Raw genomic sequence first — 19,439 nt, 5'->3', positions numbered from 1 at the left:
TAAGTGGTGCAAAGTTAAAGAAAAAGGAACAGAATAAGGCTTTTAGCTAGGTGTAGAATCCGTTAATATTATCTAAAAATTTAGGGATTTACTTGATTTTTGGGGTAGATTTGAAAAATTAAGAAAAACCTTATTTTTGCATTAAATAATATAAAGAGATGAGTGATATATTTTTCGAAAAAATAAGTAGCATAAAATGGTTTTCTAACTGTGGAAAAGAATTTTACATTACAGATTTTCCAGTCAAAATCCAGTTTTTAAAATCATTTGATGAAATGCAGAAAAATATATCTTCTCAAAATTGGGAAGATTTGACAATGGAAGCAAGAAATAGATTGACGATTTTTCTCCACAATGAGGATCGAAATAATTATCAGAACTGGAATAAAATTACAGAAATTAAAAAAAGGAATCTGCAGCAGGTTGAGGACATTGTAAAAGAGTTTGCAAAAATAAACAAACTTGATCAAAATATTGTTGATGATGTTTTGTGGAACATGCTTGGCGCAGCAATGGAAAATTATTACTTTTCAATAAATAAAAAGATCCCAATATTTTTCCAGTACCTTTTAGAGATTTATTCTCAAGGAAATATACCATGTGGTTTGATTGGTGAAGTGAAGGAAGATTTTAAAGGGAAACAAATTAATTTTTCTGATTATACATTACTGGTTTATTGAAGACAATTTCAACGTATACGGGTACGTTTAAAAAAGAAATGATTTTTAAAATAATTCCATTTAAATTTGTAAAATGAAGAAAATTCTCGTTTTATTTTGCTGTCTGCTCTTAACAAGCTGTTTTGAGATTACAGAAAGAATCAAACATCACGACGATCAAAGTGGTGAATATACATTGATGGTCGACTTTTCGAAATCATGGTTTAAGACAAAATCAGCCATTTGGCTTGAAGAAGTCGATGGGGTAAAAATTCCAAACGAACAGGAAATCTCCCAAAAACTGGATGATTTTAAAATCAAAGCTTCTAAGATTGAAGGGATTTCAAATATTTCCACAAAAGCTGATTTTGACAATTATGTGTTTATCATCAAACTCAATTATGCCAATCTGAAAGCGTTAAATTCGGTTGTAAATTCAATAAACAATCAGCGCGAGCAAATTCACTTTAGCAGTAATGCCAAAAACTTTGAAAGAATTGCCTCTTATCCAATTCCTGAAAAAGTGGTAAATGATCCTAAGAAAAAGAAAGATCTTGAAGAAGCCAGTATTATTGCAATTTATACTTTTGATAAAGACATTCTTTCGGTAAACAATACAAACAGCAAAATCTCAAAAAATAAAAAGACCGTTTTTTTAAAACAAAGTATGTACAGCGTATTAAAAAAATCCACTTTAATGAATAATACAATCCAACTCAATTAATGCCTTTTTTATGAAGCAATTTTATACTTTACTTTTATTACTCGCCATGCATTTGACTTTTGGTCAAATCAATAAAAACGAATACGACTATTTTGTACAATTCAACGGAAATCAGCTTTCTAAAAAAGTCAGCATCGCCGAAATATTAAATCATCCAATCATCACGAAATACAGTAGTAAAAAGCCAGATTTGGATTTTACTAAATATACCTCGGTTATTCAATTAGATCAAAAAATCACCATTCACGGAAAATTTTCAGACAGTATTCCGTACTATCAAGTTACGATTCCTGTAAAAAATAAAGAAGCTGTTAAACAATTAATAATAAAGGAATTTGGTGCGAATGCAAAAAATGATTCGCCTGAAAGTTCGATTAAGGATCTTGGCCAATATTCTGTTTTTAATCCAAAAGGAAAAAACAAAATACTAGCTTGGAACGATAATTATCTGGTGATTTTAGAACTAACCCAAAGAACGCCTTATTATAATCAATATGATACTTACAAATCAGATTCAATCCAACTAGGATATGAAGATGCCGGGGTTATGGATGTTCCGGCACCAGAAACAAGAGTTGAAACTGTTTCCCCGCCTGCGGTAGAGGAAAAAGCGGTTCAGTCTTCGGTAATAATTGATGTTCCTGCAGAAGAAGTTCAGGCTCCCTATGATTATACCCAGGATTATACTCCCACTGCCGAATATACTATTCAGGAAGCAGAGTTTAATTTAAAGCAAACAGAAAAGCTAAATAGCATTGTAAGATCATTATTCGAAAATGGATTTACTGCGCCAAGTTCAGAAAAAATAAATGTCAATGCCGATATTTCATCATGGATAAATTACAGTTCTGCCATGACAAGTTTTTATTCTTTATATAACTATCCAATGACAATATTTGGAGGTTATGATAAATATTTGCCAATGCAGAAGAATTTCGAAAATTTTATAAAAGGGATCAATCTTGATTTTTATTTTGACAATACTAATGCACGTGTAGAAGAAGTTATTGAATATTCTCCGCAAATGGCAGAAGTTGTGGGCATAATAGCAAATAGAAAAATAAACAAGAACGTTTTTAATTATTTCCCGGCACAAAAGCCTTTGGGGTATATGTCTTATCACTTTAATACAAAAGCAGCTCTTGAAAATTTCCCATCATTAACGGCAGATATATTTCAAAATCCCAAGGTTACAAAAGAAGATATTTCGATTATAACAGATTTAATTTCGACAATTGTAGACGAAGAAGCCGCCGCAACTCTTTTTGATGGTGATTTAAGTGCTTTTTTATACGGCTTCAAAGATGTTGAGGTTATGACAAAATCGTATGATTATGATGAAAACTATGAAGAGGTTATAACCGATAAAAAAACGAAAAAATCGGTTCCGTTATTTTCTGTGATTTTTACTTCAACACATCCAACTTTTGGAGATAAATTATTGCAATTAGGAGTTCGTAAAAAAGTACTGGTGCAAAAAGGTGATTATTTTGTTATTGCCGGAACCCAACAATACGGAGATATTATCATCAAAAAAGATAAAGATGTTATTGTAGTGGCCAACACACAGGATTATTTTAGTAATGGAAATGGTTCATTTTCTGGTGAAGCAAAAAAAGATTTGAAGAAAAATTATATGTTTGGAAAATTGTATGGGGCAGAAATGATAAATGCATTTAGTAAATCCAGCGAAGCGAAGCCGGCAGAAATTGAAAGATTCAATAAAGTTTCCAAACAGTTTTCGGATATTACATTTGAATCTCCTAAAAAGATAATCAACAATAAATTGATTTTTGGATTTAAACTAAACGCTGCAAAATCTGATAAAAACATCATTTTACAAACTTTAGATCTGGCTGACGAAATGATGGAATCTAAATAAAGAGGAACATATAAATGCAAATCCCCGAAAAGTTTAATTTCGGGGATTTTTTTATTTAGTGAAGTTTTTTTAAGTGATCGAAGCTCTATAAATATCCTTGATGGTTTCGCCTAATACTGCATTAAAATCATCGTTTGATTGACCGGCACTCAATCCCTCGGATAATGCTCTTGAGAAACTGGCAATTACTCCGTGATTTTCCGCTAGTTTTTTATTAGCTTCTTCTCTCGAATAACCGCCGGACAGCGCCACTACGCGAACAACGTGCGGATCAGATATTAATTCTCTGTAAAAGTCATTAACTGTTGGAATAGATAATTTCAACATTACTTTTACATCTTTATCCAATGTATTAAGTTGCTTTATGATTTCTTCTTTTAGAATCTGTTCTGATTTTTCTTTATCAGCGCTGTAAATATCCACTTCAGGTTCAATAATTGGAATAAGTCCTTTTTCAAAGATTTGTTTCCCAACTTCAAATTGCTGTTCTACAACTTCCTGAATTCCAATTGGATTTGCCTCTTTAATTACAGAACGCATTTTAGTTCCAAATATATTGCGTTCTACAGCTCTTGTGAGTAAATCATCTAAATTAGAAATGGGCTTCATCAGTTGTACGCCATTGACAAGAGCAGCAAGTCCTTTGTCAACTTTTAAAAAAGGGACTATCTTTTTCTTTTCCCATAAATAATCAGCCGTCCATTGACCATCAATTTTGCGATCCATTGTGTTTTCAAACAAAATAGCGCCAAGGATATATTCATTGTTAAAAGCTGGGCTTTTTATAATTCTGGTTCTCATTTCATGTACAAGAGTATACATTTCTTCATCATTAGAAAAACTGTTTTCTTGAACACCATATTGCGATAATGCTTTTGGTGTACTCCCGCCGCTTTGGTCTAAAGCTGCGATAAAACCTTTTCCGGAATGCATACGATCTAATTGTTCGTTGTTTACATTTGCCATAGTATTTAATTTTTAGATTTTAGAATGAAGATTTTTAGATTAAATAAATATCATAAACCTATTTTCTGATTTACTTTATCATAAACTTCTTTTACTTTTTTTGGAGGATCAAATCGATAACCCATAGAAAGTTTTACAGTAGCAATATTATCATTTAACCGAGGATCGACTTTATCATCCTGAGCAAAACTTACGGTATTAATGCTTGCAAAACCAAAGAAACGATCTTTATTATAAGCTAGTTTTAAATTAAAATCGGCCTGATATAAAGCTGAGGTATCCCCGTCAATATCATTAATTCCGGCACCCAAAGCAATTCCGGCTCCAATTAAAACCCGATCACTGATTACGAAATTATAAAAATAGGAGGGAGCCAATGTAAAAACATACATGTCTCCAGGTGATGAATCGGGCGTGTTTAAATCTAAATTAGTGTAGTAAAATGAGAAAGTCGGAATAAAACTTCCGGAACTTTTGGTCTGCCATTCATTTTGACTTACCAGCGTTTTGAAAGAGAATTTATCATTAAAAATATAAGCTGTCGTTCCGCCAATTTTTGTAGTTCGCATCTCCGGAAGCTGGGCCGTTATATTATCATCACTGATATAAAAACCTTTTTGGTTGATAAAAGTAAAAGACTGCATCCATTTTTTATAATAAAAACGGGTATTGAAATTAAAATGTTTAGAATGAGAATCGCCTTTGTTTTGACTCAGAAATTTGGAAGCAAAACCAATAGAAACATCAATGATTTTATAATTCAAGTTAAAACCAATCTGCTCTCTTCGATTAGGAATAAGATTTACAAATATTTTTGAATCCTGAGCGCCCGAAGCAATTTGAAAACTATTAGAAGTGTCCAGATAATAAATACTCGCGGTAATTTTATCATTGTAGGATTTAAAATAGGGATTTTGCAGAGAATCGTTTTGGGCGAAACACCCAAAAATGCTGATGAAAAATGCTATGTAAATTATTTTTAAACACATAGAGACATAGTTTTTAGATAATTTGAAAAGAATTTTCACTCAAAATGATTTACATATAATTATGTGAAAAAATTATGATTTTCTAAAACAACCTCTAAGATAGGTCTTTAAATCTATGTTTCTATGTGTTAAATAAATTTTTGATCAATATGATTAAATCCACTCGCGTTGATTTTCTAATACATTTACTAACTTTTCTTCTTCGCTTCCTAATTCTGCATGATGATCATAAACCCATTGCACATGCGGAGGAAGACTCATCAAAATGCTTTCGATTCTTCCGTTGGTTTTTAAACCGAATAAAGTTCCTTTATCATGAACCAGATTAAACTCAACATAACGGCCGCGACGGATTTCCTGCCAGGTTCTGTTTTCTGGTGTATATTCTAAATTTTTTCTTCTTTCCACAATTGGAACATAAGCTTCAAGAAAACTATTGCCCACTTCGGTTACAAAGTCAAACCAGTTTTCCATTGACATTTGCTCATTTGCTTTGCAATAATCAAAGAACAAACCGCCAATTCCTCTGGCTTCATTTCTGTGTGCGTTCCAAAAATACGAATCACATTGTTTTTTGTATTTCGGATAAAACTCCGGATTGTGTTTGTCGCAGGCAGTTTTACACGTTTGATGAAAGTGTTTGGCATCTTCTTCAAACAAATAATAAGGCGTTAAATCCTGTCCGCCGCCAAACCATTGTTCTATTACTTTTCCAGATTCATCATACATTTCAAAATATCGCCAATTAGCATGGACAGTAGGAACCATTGGGTTTTTCGGGTGAATAACCAAACTTAATCCACAGGCAAAGAAATCAGCTTCGCCAACGCCAAACATTTTTTGCATGGCTTCTGGAAGTTTTCCATGAACAGCAGAAATGTTGACACCGCCTTTTTCAAAAACAGCACCGTTTTCAATAACGCGGGTTCTTCCGCCGCCGCCTTCAGGACGTTTCCATAAGTCTTCACGGAATTTTGCAGTTCCGTCAACAGCTTCTAATCCAGCGCAGATTTGATCTTGTAACTTTTGTATGTATGCGTAAAATTTATCTTTCATTAGTAATATATTCTGATTTAAGTAATCCGAAATAAACAGTATTTTGCAATTCGCCGTCACCGTTTCTAAATTCGTCTCGTAAAATTCCTTCTTGTTTAAAATTATGTTTCAATGCAATTCTCTGACTTGCTAAATTAACTTCTGATGTACATATAAAAACTTTGTTCATCAACAATTCGTTAAAACAAAACTCAAGTGCATCAGAAACCATTTTAGATGTAATTCCTTTTCCTTGAAAATCTTCGTCAATAAAATAACCTAATTCACATTTTGAAATGCGGTAATCGATGGTTTTTACACATAAGTAACCAATTAGGATGTTGGTTTTTATATCACGTGCATAGAAATAATATCCTTCGTTATTTTTTTCTTTGTCTTTACTAACCGATATAAAACTTTCTGCTTTTTCTGGTGAATCAGCATTAGCCAGAGTTACAGGAAAAGTTTGTCCGATGTGATTTTTATTCTTGTCAATTAGTTTGTAAAACTCTTTGGGAAGAATGTTTTCAATTCGGTCTATTTTCCAATCTGTAAAACTCATTTTATTTGTTTTTTAGAGATGTAATTTTAGTATTAATTCCAAAAGAAAAAACCTTGCTTTCCTGCTGAATATATTGATAAAGAGCCAAAGCTTTATCTTTAAAATTATAGTTTTCAACTTTAGAAAAATCAATTAAAAAATCAGCAAATTGTTCCAATTGAACAAAATCTAAATGGCAGCGAATTAATAAGGTTATCAGTTCTTCATTTTTATAATCAATTAAAGTTTGAATGTTTAGTCCAAATTCTTTTAACTGATTTTCGATATCTGATTTTTGTAAATGACTCAAAGGATAAGGTACAAAAATGAGTGTTCGTAACGTCTTGAGGACGTTATCAATTCTGATTTTTTCTTCGTCTCTTAAACCTTTGTTTAACATGTTTGTGTTTTCTAAATCTGAATGATTTGATATTATTTGCAAACCCCGGATTGAAATCCGGGGCTACAATATGAATCGTTCCTTCGGAACTTTATATAGTTTTATCTAGTGTCGAAACTGAATACTAAAAACTGTATACTGAACACTAATTCCCGTATTCCTTAACCGCATCAATAAACGCTTTTGCGTGATCTACAGGGATATTTGGTAAAATTCCGTGACCTAAATTTACGATATATTTATCTTTTCCGAACTCATCAATCATTTCGTGAACCATTTTTTTAATTGTCGGAATTGGAGAAAGCAATCTTGACGGATCAAAATTTCCTTGTAAAGTAATGTTTCCACCAGATAAATAACGAGCATTTCTAGCCGAACAAGTCCAGTCTACACCAAGAGCAGAAGCTCTACTTTTACCCATTTCGCCAAGAGCAAACCAGCATCCTTTTCCAAAAACAATAACCGGAGCAACATCTGCCAAAGCTTCAACGATTTGGTTGATATATTTCCATGAAAATTCCTGATAATCAACAGGAGAAAGCATTCCTCCCCAAGAATCAAAAATCTGAACGGCATTAACTCCCGCTTTTACTTTTTCTTTTAAGTATAAAATCGTGGTGTCTGTAATTTTTTGTAATAAAGTATGTGCTGCAGCCGGATTTGAAAAACAGAATCCTTTTGCCATATCAAAACTTTTAGAACCTCTTCCTTCAACAGCATAGCATAAAATTGTCCAGGGCGAACCAGCGAAACCAATTAACGGCACTTCGTCATTCAGCATTTCTTTAGTCAATTTAATGGCATCCATTACATAACCAAGACTTTCCTGAATATCCGGAACGTAAACTCTGTGAACATCAGCCATAGAACGAATCGGATTTGGAACAAACGGACCAATATTTTCTTTCATTAAAACTTCGATTCCCATTGCTTGCGGCACAACTAAAATATCCGAGAATAAAATAGCAGCATCCGGAGCAATTCTGCGAATTGGCTGAACGGTGATTTCCGCAGCTAATTCCGGAGTCTGACAACGTGTGAAGAAATCGTATTTATCGCGCAATTCGATAAATTCCGGTAAATATCTTCCGGCTTGACGCATCATCCATACTGGCGGACGTTGAACAGTTTCTCCTTTTAATGCTTTTAAAAATAGGTCGTTTTTTAACATCTCTTATTTGTTTATCCTGCAAGGGTTCCAAAACCTTGTAGGTGTTTTTGTTGATTAATATATACACACCTACAAGGTTTTGGAAACCTTGCAGGAAATCTCGTTTGTTACTTATATTCAGACAAAACATCTTCAAGTACGTCTTCAACCGTTGGCTGATCTGCAATGATGATGTTTTTGGTAATTTTATGTAAAGCTTCTGCGGTGGTTTCGCCAATGCAGAAACAGGTTTCTTTTTTAATCGTATTCTCTTTTAAATAACTCTCAACACCAGACGGACTAAAAAATAAAATGGCGTCAACTGGAGATTTTATTTTTTGAGGCTGTAACGAGGTATCGTAAACCTGAATTTCGTTCAATTTTATTCCGGCTTCTTTTAAAGCGCTTGGCAAAGTATCTCTTCTCAGGTTTCCGCTAAAAAAAGTATAGCTTTCATTACGGTAAATCAAAGTGATAATTTCTGCTAAATCTGAAGCATAGCCTGTGTAAGCTATAACATTGAATCCGTTTTCAGATAAAAGAATTTTTGTTTTCAAGCCAACGCAATACACGTTTTTTTCCCTAAGTTTCGGGAGAAGTTCTTCTGATTTTGGATTTGATAAAACGCTGTGTACAGCATTTTGACTGGTAAAAATCAAACTTTCGTTGAGGTTTTTAAGTTCGAAAGGTTTGTTTTCGGTTTTGATAAAATCGGCCTCGATTAGTTCGATGCCGGCTTTTGTCAACTCTTGTTTTTGAAGAGGAGATAATATTTTAGTAGATAATATCTGAGTTGATTTTGCCATTATTTTTTCAGGGATTCTTTAATCTTCTGCATTAATTCTGTTCCGCCATTGTTTAAAATCTCCTGCGCAGAGTGAAAACCTAGCTTTTTCCATTCTGAAATATCAACGGTTTTATTGATTTCCAATTTTTGCTTTCCATCAATAGAAAGTAAAATACCTTGAAAGTGAAGTGTATCTTCGTCTTCATTATAAGTTACCAAAGCTCCAATTGGAGCTGTACAACCGCCTTCCAGCGTTCTTAAAAACTGACGTTCAATGTAAGTACAGATTTCAGTTTCAATATCATTTAACTGCGAAAGTGCATCAAGCGTATAATTGTCATTTTCCATTGCCACAACAAGCATTGCTCCTTGTGCCGGCGCAGGAATCATCCAGTCTAAATTAATGTAGTTCTCCGGTTTTAAGTTAATTCGCTCTAAACCTGCTGCTGCAAAAACAGCTCCGTCCCAATCATTGTCTTTTAGTTTTTGCATACGCGTATTTACATTTCCGCGTAAATCGACAACTGTATGATTTGGATATTTGTTAAACCATTGCGCCTGACGACGTAAACTTCCAGTTGCAATTGTACTTGGTTTATTGTCAAAATCAGGATTTCCTTTATGAACCAAAATATCCAGAACATTCGCTCTTTGTAAAACCGCAGCCTGAACAATTCCTTTTGGCAAAGCCGTTGGAACATCTTTCATGGAATGGACGGCAATATCAATATCACCATTGATCATGGCAATGTCCAGCGTTTTAGTAAAAATTCCGGTAATACCGAGTTCGTAAAGCGGTTTATCCAAAATAATATCACCTTGAGATTTAACGGCAACAATCGAAGTTTTATAACCTAAATCATTTAGTTTTTTCTCGACCGTATGTGCCTGCCAAAGTGCTAATTCGCTGTCGCGCGTTCCAATTCTGATTGTTTTTTCAGCCATGTTTAGTTTTTTGAACCATATCAGTTATATAAGTAAATTTAAGCAGTTTGGGTAAAACAGCAGTTTTATTAAATGAACTTATATAACTGATATGGTTTAAAATTTATTTAAGATGCTTTTATTTTGAAGACTTTCTCGATCCATTCGATGCTTTCATCAACCATGGTATCGTCGTCTTTTAAGTGATTAGCAAAATGAGTAGTGATTTTTTGGATGATTCTATTGCTGATGATTTCCGCTTGCGCTTCATTAAAATCAGCAATTTTTTTGCTTTGAAAATCCAACTCCGAAATTTTAATCGCGTTTAGTTTTTCTTTTAAAGCATTAATAGTTGGCGCAAATTTTCGGCCTTTCATCCAGACAACGAATTCTTCTTTGATTTCTTCGATAATTGCTTCTGCAGCGGGAATGTGTAATTTTCTGTTTTCCAATGTTTCATCTGTCAGCTGAGACAAATAATCCATATGAATTAAAGTTACACCTTCTAATTCCTCAACATTTTCGTGAACGTTTTTCGGAATAGACAAATCCAGAATCAATAAAGGCTTTTTAAGATTTAAAATCGCTTTGTCAACCGTTGGGTTTTGAGCGCCGGTTGCTACAACCACAACATCAGCTTTTTGAAGTTCTAAGTGTAATTCAGAATAATCTTTAACAATCAGATTTAGTTTTCCGGCCAGTTTCTCCGCTTTGTCTTTCGTTCTGTTGATTAAAGTAATATGTTCGTTTTTAGTATGTTTTACTAAATTCTCACAAGTATTTCTACCAATTTTTCCAGTTCCAAAAAGTAAAATGTTTTTGTTACTGATATCTTCAACATTTTTAAGAATGTATTGTACCGATGCAAAAGAAACTGAAGTCGCGCCAGAGCTGATTTCCGTTTCATTTTTGATTCTTTTGCTCGCCTGAATCACCGCATTCACCAGTCTTTCCATAAAAGTATTGGCCAATCCCATAGATTTTGAATGAGCAAAACTGGTTTTAATTTGAGATATAATTTCAAAATCGCCCAGGATCTGACTATCTAAACCAGTTCCTACGCGAAACAAATGATTAATTGCTTCTTGGTTTTTATATACAAAACCAACTTTTTGAAAAGCATCAACAGAACCGTTGCTGTTGTCGCAAATAAGTTTGATTAATTGAAATGGATGTTCTGCAAAACCATAAATTTCGGTTCTGTTGCAGGTCGAAGTGACAATTAAACTTTCTATTCCATCGTTTTTAGCTTGTTCAAGCAAACGCGTTTTAGCAATTGCGTCCAAACTAAATTGACCTCTGACCTCTGCATCAGCTTTTTTATAACTCAGACCAACTGAATAAAAATAAAGGTGTTTCGGTACATTATTGTTTTCCATAAATTCACTTTCATAAAAGTGCAACAAAATTATTACTATACCATCGATAAAAATAACGCTAAAAGTACTTTTTATGTCGCTGCATGTTTTTTTAATTGTTAGTAGACCTATTTGGGTAGAAATCAGTACTTTTTCAGTAAAATCAAGTCGTTTGAAATGTTTTGTTTAGAGTGGTTCTAAATAACTAAGAACAAATCACTAAAAAAAAATCAAAAAAAAATATCGCTCAGAGTTCAAAATTAAATTACAGGATTTCGAAATTATTTAATTTTGAGATTGGCGTTATTTTAACTCATCTAATTATTGAATTAAAAGCGCTATTTTAATTTGTTAAAATAGCGCTTAAAAGAAAAGATATTATTTTTGAACAATAGGAGTTCTCAAAGATTCTAATACTGCAACGATATCTGTGTAAAGTTCTGTGTTAGAAGCAACACCGTTTGCATTTGCAGCAGCACCAACATAACCTTCAAATTTTGTATAATCAGCATTACTAGCTTTTGTTCCCATACGTGGGTTTTTTGCAGGATCATGTGCAGCAACCATATTTAACCCAGAATAAGTATTTACTGCATTAGTTCCTCCTGTATTAAAAGAGAAGAAATCGGTTAAATTGTCTGATAATTTTGCAATATTAGTAGCTTGAGTATTACCTGTTTCTGCCAAAAGCGGAGCAAAATGAGCTTGTAAATTACCAGATGCATTTGATTGAATATCAGCAACAATTAATCCGATAGTTGAGTTTACCACTTTACGGAAGCTCAAACGACCTTTTTCGATCATTTGTCCTGAATTATCTGGATCTGAAACCATTGTAGTTCCTCCCAGTCTTACATAAATTGACTCTTTTTCAGCTGGTTTATCATTATCATCATTACTGCAAGAAGTTAAAGTTGCCGAAGCAGCAATTAATACACTAAGTGTAATTTTTGAAAAATTTTTCATTGTAAAATATTTAAAGGTTAATTAAAAAAACGATTTATTTTTTGAGACATTTTATAGCTAAAGCTATTTTGGTCTACAGGACAAACTTCTTTGCTTGCTAAATTTGCAGGCAGAATGTATCGCTCAGCGCTATAGTTGCCCTTAGTCATCAATTCGTCATATACTTTTTTAGAATCGGTGATCTTATTATTGTGGAAATAAACCACAACATTTCTTTTTACAATTATAGAATCAGAAGTTAATCCTTTAATAGATCTTAAATCGGCGCAGATTTTTTTTGCAGCTGCAGAATCGATGTTTTCTTTAAAGTCAATTCTGCTTACTTGTAGATTTGGACTTTCGTAAACGGCAGGTTTTGCAGTAATAATGTGAAAAATTAAAATGCCAAAAAATAACACAAAAGTTAGCATTACTCCCCAAAGTACTTTTTTTATTGTTTTGTTAATTTGCATAGCGGTATCTTAAAAATTAGTTAAGTTTTTTTGATACTTACGAGTACTTTATAAAATAGGTTTTGTAAAAAAGTGGTAATTCGGCAGTTTAGAATTGTTTTAAATAATTATGGATTGGAATTCAGAAGAGTAGCGCAAAAAAAGGAAAATGGGCGTTGTAAATTAAATTTATAATTAATTCTAAGTTTTTATGTCCTGCTGTAATGATAGTTTATATGTATTTAGTTTAAGATACGATGGTTGTTTAAAAAAAGAACTGTTCTAAATCTGGAGTATTTTTGACAGAAATAGTTGAAAAATTCTATTTATAAGATTAAAAACAATAAAGAATTTATAAATTTAGAAGCAAGGAAACGATAAACCATCAAAAAGATTTAATTTTGAAATGTCAAATTATTCGTTTCTTATAAAATGATATTATAACTTGGATAAAGTAAATCAAAGATGGAGGAAGAAATAAAAATCGAAGATGAGTTTACACTAATCAGGTTTCAAAACGATAGTCTGGAACCTTTTGTTGCGCAGCACGAAATTGGTACCGGCCTGATACAGTTTCATTTTGGGTTAAAAGGAAATGCCAAACTTCTCTTTAATCAAGGCAATTATGCTTTAGATTTGAAAGAAGAAAAATCACTGCTGTTGTACAATCCGCAGAAACAATTACCGCTTAATCTAGAATTGGCACCAAATTCTTGGGTGATTTCTGTAATTGTATCAATAAAGAAATTTCACGCTTTATTTTCTGCAGAAGCGGATTATATTACTTTTTTAAGTCCTGATAATAAGGACAAAAAGTATTATAACGAAGGAAATATCAGTCCGTCAATGGCTATTGTGCTGAGTCAGTTGTTTCATTACAATCTTCATCCGTCCATAAAAAACCTTTATTATAAAGGAAAAGGATATGAATTATTGAGTTTGTATTTTAACAGAACCGAAGATCCAAATGCAGAACAATGTCCGTTTTTAATTGATGAAGATAACGTTTTGAAAATCCGAAAAGCCAAAGAAATTATCATCGCCAATATGGCTGAACCGCCAGGATTACAAGAACTGGCAGATGAAATTGGTTTAAATTTGAAGAAACTAAAAATGGGTTTCAAACAAATTTACGGCGACACGGTTTACGGTTTCCTTTTCGATTACAAAATGGATTTCGCCCGAAAACTTTTAGACAGCGGTTCTTATAACGTAAACGAAGTTGGACTTAAAATAGGATACAGCACCGGAAGTCACTTTATAGCAGCATTTAAGAAAAAGTTTGCTACAACTCCAAAGAAGTATTTGATGTCGATTAATGCAAATGTTTAATGATTAGAAAGTATTCACTTGTTTTATTGGTTTTCTTAATTCTGTCTTGTAAATCAAAAGAAGAAAAAATGTTTTTTGATTTTGACAGCGTTGAATACTATTCATTAAATAAAAGCAAAGAAGAAGAAATGGAAGAAAACAATAGGAAAAGTATTGAAAATCCTATTTTTGATAAAATCTTTTTTGATGATTATCCAGATAAAGTAAATAATGATATTTTTTATAAAACAATTAACTCTGATGGATTTTCTAAGTTTGCAATATCTCAAAAAGATGATGAGTATTTAAGAAATGATGTTTTTTTGGAGAAATCTTCTTTAAAGATGCTTGAAAATGTATATGCCTGTTCACCTCAATATAGAGATATTTTGGTTTTTAAAATGAATAAAGAAATCTCAGGAATAGCTAAAATATGTCTTTCCTGTCGCCAGTTTTATCTGATTAGTTCTAAAAAGGAAATCCAAACAGAAAACTTTGGAACAGAGGAAGAATTTAAATTCTTGGAAAAATTATTCAACAAATATAAAAAAGAATAAAAACTGATGATCTTTTAAAGCATCAATTTTATAAATAAGAACATAATTAAAAAGTAATAATTATCATATTTCTAAAAAGTTTCAAACCATACTTTTGACGAAATTTTTAAAAACAAATAAAAGCTTAAAGCCTAATGCTTAAAGCCTAAAGCAAAAAAATAATGAAAGGCGTATTATTAGTAAATCTAGGATCTCCAGAAAGTCCAACTCCAAAAGATGTTAAACCTTATTTAGATGAATTTTTAATGGATAAATACGTGATCGACGTTCCGTATTTATTGAGAGCATTATTAGTTCGCGGTATTATTTTAAGAAAAAGACCAGAAGAATCAGCACACGCTTACGCGAAAATCTGGTGGGATGAAGGCTCACCATTGGTTGTTCTTTCAGAAAGAATGCAGAAAAAGGTTCAGCCTCTTGTAAATGTTCCTGTTTCTTTAGCAATGCGCTACGGAAGTATGACAATTGAAAAAGGACTTCAAGAATTGAACGATAAAGGAGTTACAGATGTAATGCTTTTTCCTTTATATCCGCAATACGCAATGGCTTCAACTTTGACTATTTTAGTAAAAGCAGAAGAAATTCGCAAGAAGAAATTTCCTCACATGAAGTTTACAGATGTTCCGGCATTTTACAACAAACCAGATTACATCAAGAATTTAGCAGATTCGATTCAAAAACATTTAGTTGGATTTGATTACGATCATTTGTTGTTCTCGTATCACGGAATACCAGAGCGTCATATTCGCAAAACCGATGTAACTAAATCGCATTGTAAAATTGACGGTTCTTGCTGCAACACGCCATCTCCGGCACATGATTTTTGTTATCGTCATCAATGTTACGAAACAACAAGGCAAGTCGTTAAGTTATTAGGACTTCCCGAAGATAAATACAGTTTAACATTCCAATCACGTTTGGCGGGAGACAAATGGTTAGAACCTTATACCGATGTCGAAATTGATAACATGCCGGCAAAAGGAATCAAGAAATTAGCAGTTGTAACACCAGCTTTCGTTTCAGATTGTTTAGAGACTTTAGAAGAAATCGCCATGCGTGCCAAAGAAGATTTTGAGAAAAATGGAGGTGAAGAGTTCCTTGCAATTCCATGTTTGAATGATGATGATGAATGGTGCCAGACGGTTTCTAATTGGATTAATGATTGGGCGAAATAGAAGAAAGAGGCAAGAGTAAAGAAAATAGACTTTATGGAATATTATAACTATCTGAAATCACTGCATCTTATTTTTGTCATCACTTGGTTCGCAGGTTTGTTTTATATTGTGCGTTTGTTTGTGTATCAAATTGAGGCCAACGAAAAACCTTCGCCGGAAAAAGAAATTTTGCAGGCGCAATACAAAATAATGACCTACCGTTTGTGGTACATTATTACATGGCCGTCGGCGGTTTTGGCAAGTATTTTTGCTTTTTGGATGCTGTTTTTTACAGATGCAGGAAGTGTTTGGATAAAAATGCCGTGGATGCACGTAAAATTATGTTTTGTTTTTCTTTTATATTTATATCACGGAAAATGCCATCAGATTTTCAAACAATTGCAAAACGATGAGGTAAAATATTCCAATAATTTTATGCGTTTATGGAATGAAGGCGCAACGATTATTTTGTTTGCCGTTGTTTTTTTAGTAGTTTTAAAAAGTGCCATCAACTGGATTTTCGGTGTAATCGGAATCATTTTATTCTCGGTTTTAATTATGCTGGGATTTCGATTTTACAAGCGTATACGAGAAAAAAAATAAAGTATTGCCACGAATTACACGAATTTACACTAATTCTTTTTTTGCCACAGATTAAAAAGATTTAAATGATTTTTTTTAATCCTCATAATCCTTTTAATCTGTGGCAAAAAACATAAAAAATTAATTCGTGTAAATTCGTGAAATTCGTGGCGAAAAAACAAAACAAATGCTGAACAACTTCAAAATGACAATGCTATCTCTTCGTACCAGGATTTTCCTGTCGATGATTGTATTGATTGTTGTGGCATCTTTTTTATTGGCTTCGATTTCGATTATTCAGTTTAAAACCGAGGCCAAAGAATATCATCAGGAAAGACTTGAACGAAAAGAAAATGCGGTAAAAGAACACATTAATTATGTTCTTTCTACTACAACTTATCCGCTTAAAACTCAAAATCTGGATTTAATCTTTAAAGACAAAATCCATGAGTTAGCACAGATTCACAAAATCGAAATTAACATTTACAGTCTTGACGGAAAACTTTTAAAATCTTCCAAAGAGTCTTTCGCCGTTGACAAAATCGCACCGCCAATTCCGGAATATATTCTAAAACTGGTTCGTTCTTCTATCGAAAAACGTTTTGTAGACATTAAAACTATCGACGGAGTCAAAAACAGATCATCCTACAGCTTAATAAAAGACGAAAAATTCAAACCACTCGGAATTCTAAATCTTCCGTATTTAGAAGATGACGGTTATTACGATAATGAATTGAATACTTTCCTGATTCGTTTAAGTCAGGTATATTCTTTTATGCTGATTGTGGCTTTTGCCTTGGCGTATTTCCTTTCAACTTATATCACAAAATCATTAAAAACCATTTCTGACCGCTTGGAAGAAACCAATTTAGATCAGAAAAATGAGAAAATTGTTTTAGAAGCGAATAGCAAAGAAGTGAACTTCCTGATAAAAGCATATAACGGAATGGTGGACAAATTGGAAACCAGTGCGATTAAACTAGCGCAAAGCGAACGTGAAGAAGCGTGGCGCGAAATGGCAAAACAGGTGGCACACGAAATTAAAAATCCGCTTACGCCAATGCGATTAACGGTGCAGAGTTTTCAAAGAAAGTTTGATCCGAACGATCCCGATGTAAAGCAGAAAATGAACGATTACTCCGAAACCTTAATTCAGCAGATTGATACAATGACGGCGGTGGCTTCGGCGTTTTCGAACTTTGCATCGATGCCGGCACAGCAAAACGAAACCTTAAATGTGGTTGAGGTTGTCGAATTGGCTTTGGATATTTTCAATGAAGAATATATTTCCTTTGAAAGCGATGAAGAAGAAATTATTTCGAAAATGGATCGTACGCAATTGATTCGTATTATTACCAATTTGGTTAAAAACGCAACGCAGGCAATTCCCGAAAGTCAGTTTCAAAAATCGATTGTCGTTACTGTAAAAAGACGAAACAACAATGTTGAAATTGCGGTTAAAGACAATGGAATAGGGATTCAAAAACAAGACATCGGCAGAATTTTCGAGCCAAAATTTACTACTAAAACTAGTGGTATGGGACTTGGACTCGGAATTATAAAAAACATTATAGAAAATTATAAAGGAACAATTACCTTTGAATCAACTTACGGAAAAGGAACCACATTTAGGGTTTCTTTACCTATTACAAACTCTTAAATTCATCGTCATGAACTACGAAAATATATTAATTTCTATTAAGGAAAAAACTGCTACAATCACAATAAACAGACCTGCAAAACTGAATGCTTTAAACAAATCGACAATCAGTGATTTGAGTAATGCTATTAAGCTGTTAGGGGAAAGTGACGATGTTCGCGTTATTATTTTAACGGGAAGCGGCGAAAAAGCTTTTGTAGCCGGAGCCGATATTTCAGAATTTGCCAACTATACTGTTGTTGAAGGCGCACAGTTAGCATCTGAAGGTCAGGAATCTTTATTTGATTATATCGAAAATCTTAAAAAACCAGTTATTGCAGCCGTTAATGGCTTTGCTTTAGGCGGAGGATTAGAGTTAGCAATGGCTTGTCATTTTAGAGTAGCTTCAGACAATGCAAAAATGGGACTGCCGGAAGTAACTTTAGGATTGATTCCAGGTTACGGAGGAACACAGCGTTTGCCACAATTAGTTGGAAAAGGCCGAGCGATGGAAATGATCATGACCGCAGCGATGATTTCTGCTGAAGAAGCAAAACAATACGGTTTAGTAAATCACGTAGTATCTCAGGCAGAACTTTTGTCTTTTACAGAGGTAATTGCTCAAAAAATCATTAAAAATGCTCCGTTTGCAATTGGTAAAGCTATAAAAGCTATAAATGCGAATTTTGAAGACGGCAAAAATGGATTTGATACTGAAATAAAATCTTTTGGACAATGTTTCGGAACCGAGGATTTTAAAGAAGGAACTACAGCCTTTTTAGAAAAACGTAAAGCTGAATTTACAGGAAAATAAGTTATTCCACGAAGTTGCACGAGATAGCACAGAGATTCACAAAGAAAAAATTTATATAAATCTTTGTGTAACTTTGCGAAATCTTTGTGTTGCTTTGCAATAAAACAAAAGACAAAGGTTTTAAAACTTAGAACCTTAGCATCTCAGAACCTTAGAACCTTAAAAAATGTACGAACCAATATTTGCCCTTTTTTGTGAACGAGTTAAAGAAAGCATCCAAGCAGGAACTTTCGCAAAACTGACTTTGGCTAAAACTATGGGAGACACAGAAATTAAAAATATCTATTTTAGACTAGTTCTGAATGAAGATAATACTTTCTCTATTTCATTAATGACTCGCTATAAAACAGAAGAAATCGAAAGTATTCATACTTTAGATGAAGCGTTGTTAGTTTTAGGTTCTTACATCAAAAAACCATTTCTAACGGCACTTTTGTTTACAACAGACAACGACGTTACTTTCAAAGTAAACAAAAAGAACGCCGGAAGCATTATTGAACAACCGCCGACATTTAAAAATGCATCGCCTGTTATGTTGGAAATGATTGAAAAGGGGATTGTTTAAAATTA

21 protein-coding genes are annotated in these 19,439 nt (G+C 33.2%); 10 read left to right on the top strand and 11 right to left on the bottom strand.

Features of this window, described 5'->3' with window-relative positions; genetic code table 11:
- Nucleotides 1-158: 158 nt before the first annotated feature.
- The 3 genes from L1276_RS07260 to L1276_RS07250 all read left to right on the top strand — a co-directional run bounded on the left by L1276_RS07260 (nucleotide 159) and on the right by L1276_RS07250 (nucleotide 3,265).
- Entirely contained in the window at nucleotides 159-680 is a 522-nt protein-coding gene (locus L1276_RS07260; protein ID WP_253786435.1) for a hypothetical protein, read from the top strand.
- Nucleotides 681-753: 73 nt separating this feature from the next.
- Nucleotides 754-1,383, top strand: coding sequence for a hypothetical protein (locus L1276_RS07255; RefSeq protein WP_253786434.1), 630 nt, complete (start codon nucleotides 754-756; stop codon nucleotides 1,381-1,383).
- 10 nt (nucleotides 1,384-1,393) lie between these two features.
- Nucleotides 1,394-3,265, top strand: coding sequence for a hypothetical protein (locus L1276_RS07250; protein WP_253786433.1), 1,872 nt, complete (start codon nucleotides 1,394-1,396; stop codon nucleotides 3,263-3,265).
- Nucleotides 3,266-3,334: 69 nt separating this feature from the next.
- On the opposite strand, the gene L1276_RS07245 is transcribed toward L1276_RS07250, so the two are convergent.
- The 11 genes from L1276_RS07245 to L1276_RS07195 all read right to left on the bottom strand — a co-directional run bounded on the left by L1276_RS07245 (nucleotide 3,335) and on the right by L1276_RS07195 (nucleotide 12,833).
- Complete coding sequence (locus tag L1276_RS07245) at nucleotides 3,335-4,231, bottom strand: fructose bisphosphate aldolase (RefSeq protein ID WP_253786432.1); 897 nt, start codon at nucleotides 4,229-4,231, stop codon at nucleotides 3,335-3,337.
- A gap of 50 nt (nucleotides 4,232-4,281) precedes the next feature.
- The gene (locus L1276_RS07240) at nucleotides 4,282-5,220 is read right to left on the bottom strand and encodes a DUF4421 family protein (protein ID WP_253786431.1); all 939 of its coding nucleotides are present in this window, start codon (nucleotides 5,218-5,220) and stop codon (nucleotides 4,282-4,284) included.
- A 153-nt stretch (nucleotides 5,221-5,373) separates the two neighbouring features.
- Complete coding sequence (gene hemF / locus L1276_RS07235; RefSeq protein WP_253786430.1) at nucleotides 5,374-6,276, bottom strand: oxygen-dependent coproporphyrinogen oxidase; 903 nt, start codon at nucleotides 6,274-6,276, stop codon at nucleotides 5,374-5,376.
- Complete coding sequence (locus L1276_RS07230) at nucleotides 6,266-6,817, bottom strand: GNAT family N-acetyltransferase (RefSeq protein WP_253786429.1); 552 nt, start codon at nucleotides 6,815-6,817, stop codon at nucleotides 6,266-6,268. The genes hemF and L1276_RS07230 overlap by 11 nt, the downstream gene beginning before the upstream one ends.
- Nucleotide 6,818: 1 nt before the next feature.
- Complete coding sequence (locus tag L1276_RS07225) at nucleotides 6,819-7,196, bottom strand: hypothetical protein (protein WP_253786428.1); 378 nt, start codon at nucleotides 7,194-7,196, stop codon at nucleotides 6,819-6,821.
- A gap of 145 nt (nucleotides 7,197-7,341) precedes the next feature.
- Nucleotides 7,342-8,367: a uroporphyrinogen decarboxylase gene (gene hemE / locus L1276_RS07220; RefSeq protein ID WP_253786427.1), complete on the bottom strand. Its 1,026-nt coding sequence runs from the start codon at nucleotides 8,365-8,367 to the stop codon at nucleotides 7,342-7,344.
- A gap of 107 nt (nucleotides 8,368-8,474) precedes the next feature.
- Nucleotides 8,475-9,152, bottom strand: a complete 678-nt coding sequence (locus L1276_RS07215) for a uroporphyrinogen-III synthase (protein ID WP_253786426.1) — start codon at nucleotides 9,150-9,152, stop codon at nucleotides 8,475-8,477.
- The gene (hemC, locus tag L1276_RS07210; RefSeq protein ID WP_253786425.1) at nucleotides 9,152-10,078 is read right to left on the bottom strand and encodes a hydroxymethylbilane synthase; all 927 of its coding nucleotides are present in this window, start codon (nucleotides 10,076-10,078) and stop codon (nucleotides 9,152-9,154) included. The genes L1276_RS07215 and hemC overlap by 1 nt, the downstream gene beginning before the upstream one ends.
- 107 nt (nucleotides 10,079-10,185) lie before the next feature.
- On the bottom strand, nucleotides 10,186-11,436 hold the full coding sequence (gene hemA / locus L1276_RS07205; RefSeq protein WP_253786424.1) for a glutamyl-tRNA reductase: 1,251 nt from the start codon (nucleotides 11,434-11,436) through the stop codon (nucleotides 10,186-10,188).
- A gap of 357 nt (nucleotides 11,437-11,793) precedes the next feature.
- Nucleotides 11,794-12,381, bottom strand: a complete 588-nt coding sequence (locus tag L1276_RS07200) for a hypothetical protein (RefSeq protein WP_229353720.1) — start codon at nucleotides 12,379-12,381, stop codon at nucleotides 11,794-11,796.
- A 17-nt stretch (nucleotides 12,382-12,398) separates the two neighbouring features.
- Nucleotides 12,399-12,833: a hypothetical protein gene (locus tag L1276_RS07195; protein ID WP_253786423.1), complete on the bottom strand. Its 435-nt coding sequence runs from the start codon at nucleotides 12,831-12,833 to the stop codon at nucleotides 12,399-12,401.
- 444 nt (nucleotides 12,834-13,277) lie between these two features.
- On the opposite strand from L1276_RS07195, the gene L1276_RS07190 reads away from it, so the two are divergent.
- The 7 genes from L1276_RS07190 (at nucleotide 13,278) to L1276_RS07160 (ending at nucleotide 19,434) form a co-directional block, all read left to right on the top strand.
- Nucleotides 13,278-14,144: an AraC family transcriptional regulator gene (locus L1276_RS07190; protein ID WP_253786422.1), complete on the top strand. Its 867-nt coding sequence runs from the start codon at nucleotides 13,278-13,280 to the stop codon at nucleotides 14,142-14,144.
- A 68-nt stretch (nucleotides 14,145-14,212) separates the two neighbouring features.
- Nucleotides 14,213-14,680: a hypothetical protein gene (locus L1276_RS07185; protein ID WP_253786421.1), complete on the top strand. Its 468-nt coding sequence runs from the start codon at nucleotides 14,213-14,215 to the stop codon at nucleotides 14,678-14,680.
- A 161-nt stretch (nucleotides 14,681-14,841) separates the two neighbouring features.
- A complete protein-coding gene (gene hemH, locus L1276_RS07180) occupies nucleotides 14,842-15,855 on the top strand; it encodes a ferrochelatase (protein ID WP_253786420.1) in 1,014 nt (337 codons plus the stop codon).
- A gap of 33 nt (nucleotides 15,856-15,888) precedes the next feature.
- The gene (locus L1276_RS07175; RefSeq protein WP_253786419.1) at nucleotides 15,889-16,437 is read left to right on the top strand and encodes a CopD family protein; all 549 of its coding nucleotides are present in this window, start codon (nucleotides 15,889-15,891) and stop codon (nucleotides 16,435-16,437) included.
- 223 nt (nucleotides 16,438-16,660) lie between these two features.
- Nucleotides 16,661-18,076, top strand: a complete 1,416-nt coding sequence (locus L1276_RS07170) for a HAMP domain-containing sensor histidine kinase (protein WP_253787845.1) — start codon at nucleotides 16,661-16,663, stop codon at nucleotides 18,074-18,076.
- Between the two features lie 10 nt (nucleotides 18,077-18,086).
- Nucleotides 18,087-18,869, top strand: coding sequence for an enoyl-CoA hydratase/isomerase family protein (locus L1276_RS07165; RefSeq protein ID WP_253786418.1), 783 nt, complete (start codon nucleotides 18,087-18,089; stop codon nucleotides 18,867-18,869).
- 166 nt (nucleotides 18,870-19,035) lie between these two features.
- The gene (locus L1276_RS07160) at nucleotides 19,036-19,434 is read left to right on the top strand and encodes a hypothetical protein (RefSeq protein ID WP_253786417.1); all 399 of its coding nucleotides are present in this window, start codon (nucleotides 19,036-19,038) and stop codon (nucleotides 19,432-19,434) included.
- The last annotated feature ends 5 nt before the right edge of the window (nucleotides 19,435-19,439 follow it).

The organism is Flavobacterium sp. HSC-32F16 (genome assembly GCF_024171645.1).
Lineage (GTDB): Bacteria > Bacteroidota > Bacteroidia > Flavobacteriales > Flavobacteriaceae > Flavobacterium.
Note: the sequence above shows the minus strand (reverse complement) of the source record. Positions and strands in the feature narration are given on the sequence as shown.

Coding starts and splice junctions, on each gene's coding strand:
- L1276_RS07260 (WP_253786435.1), top strand. CDS start 159: ATGAGTGATATATTTTTCGAAAAAATAAGTAGCATAAAATGGTTTTCT.
- L1276_RS07255 (WP_253786434.1), top strand. CDS start 754: ATGAAGAAAATTCTCGTTTTATTTTGCTGTCTGCTCTTAACAAGCTGT.
- L1276_RS07250 (WP_253786433.1), top strand. CDS start 1,394: ATGAAGCAATTTTATACTTTACTTTTATTACTCGCCATGCATTTGACT.
- L1276_RS07245 (WP_253786432.1), bottom strand. CDS start 4,231: ATGGCAAATGTAAACAACGAACAATTAGATCGTATGCATTCCGGAAAA.
- L1276_RS07240 (WP_253786431.1), bottom strand. CDS start 5,220: ATGTGTTTAAAAATAATTTACATAGCATTTTTCATCAGCATTTTTGGG.
- hemF (WP_253786430.1), bottom strand. CDS start 6,276: ATGAAAGATAAATTTTACGCATACATACAAAAGTTACAAGATCAAATC.
- L1276_RS07230 (WP_253786429.1), bottom strand. CDS start 6,817: ATGAGTTTTACAGATTGGAAAATAGACCGAATTGAAAACATTCTTCCC.
- L1276_RS07225 (WP_253786428.1), bottom strand. CDS start 7,196: ATGTTAAACAAAGGTTTAAGAGACGAAGAAAAAATCAGAATTGATAAC.
- hemE (WP_253786427.1), bottom strand. CDS start 8,367: ATGTTAAAAAACGACCTATTTTTAAAAGCATTAAAAGGAGAAACTGTT.
- L1276_RS07215 (WP_253786426.1), bottom strand. CDS start 9,152: ATGGCAAAATCAACTCAGATATTATCTACTAAAATATTATCTCCTCTT.
- hemC (WP_253786425.1), bottom strand. CDS start 10,078: ATGGCTGAAAAAACAATCAGAATTGGAACGCGCGACAGCGAATTAGCA.
- hemA (WP_253786424.1), bottom strand. CDS start 11,436: ATGGAAAACAATAATGTACCGAAACACCTTTATTTTTATTCAGTTGGT.
- L1276_RS07200 (WP_229353720.1), bottom strand. CDS start 12,381: ATGAAAAATTTTTCAAAAATTACACTTAGTGTATTAATTGCTGCTTCG.
- L1276_RS07195 (WP_253786423.1), bottom strand. CDS start 12,833: ATGCAAATTAACAAAACAATAAAAAAAGTACTTTGGGGAGTAATGCTA.
- L1276_RS07190 (WP_253786422.1), top strand. CDS start 13,278: ATGGAGGAAGAAATAAAAATCGAAGATGAGTTTACACTAATCAGGTTT.
- L1276_RS07185 (WP_253786421.1), top strand. CDS start 14,213: ATGTTTTTTGATTTTGACAGCGTTGAATACTATTCATTAAATAAAAGC.
- hemH (WP_253786420.1), top strand. CDS start 14,842: ATGAAAGGCGTATTATTAGTAAATCTAGGATCTCCAGAAAGTCCAACT.
- L1276_RS07175 (WP_253786419.1), top strand. CDS start 15,889: ATGGAATATTATAACTATCTGAAATCACTGCATCTTATTTTTGTCATC.
- L1276_RS07170 (WP_253787845.1), top strand. CDS start 16,661: ATGATTGTATTGATTGTTGTGGCATCTTTTTTATTGGCTTCGATTTCG.
- L1276_RS07165 (WP_253786418.1), top strand. CDS start 18,087: ATGAACTACGAAAATATATTAATTTCTATTAAGGAAAAAACTGCTACA.
- L1276_RS07160 (WP_253786417.1), top strand. CDS start 19,036: ATGTACGAACCAATATTTGCCCTTTTTTGTGAACGAGTTAAAGAAAGC.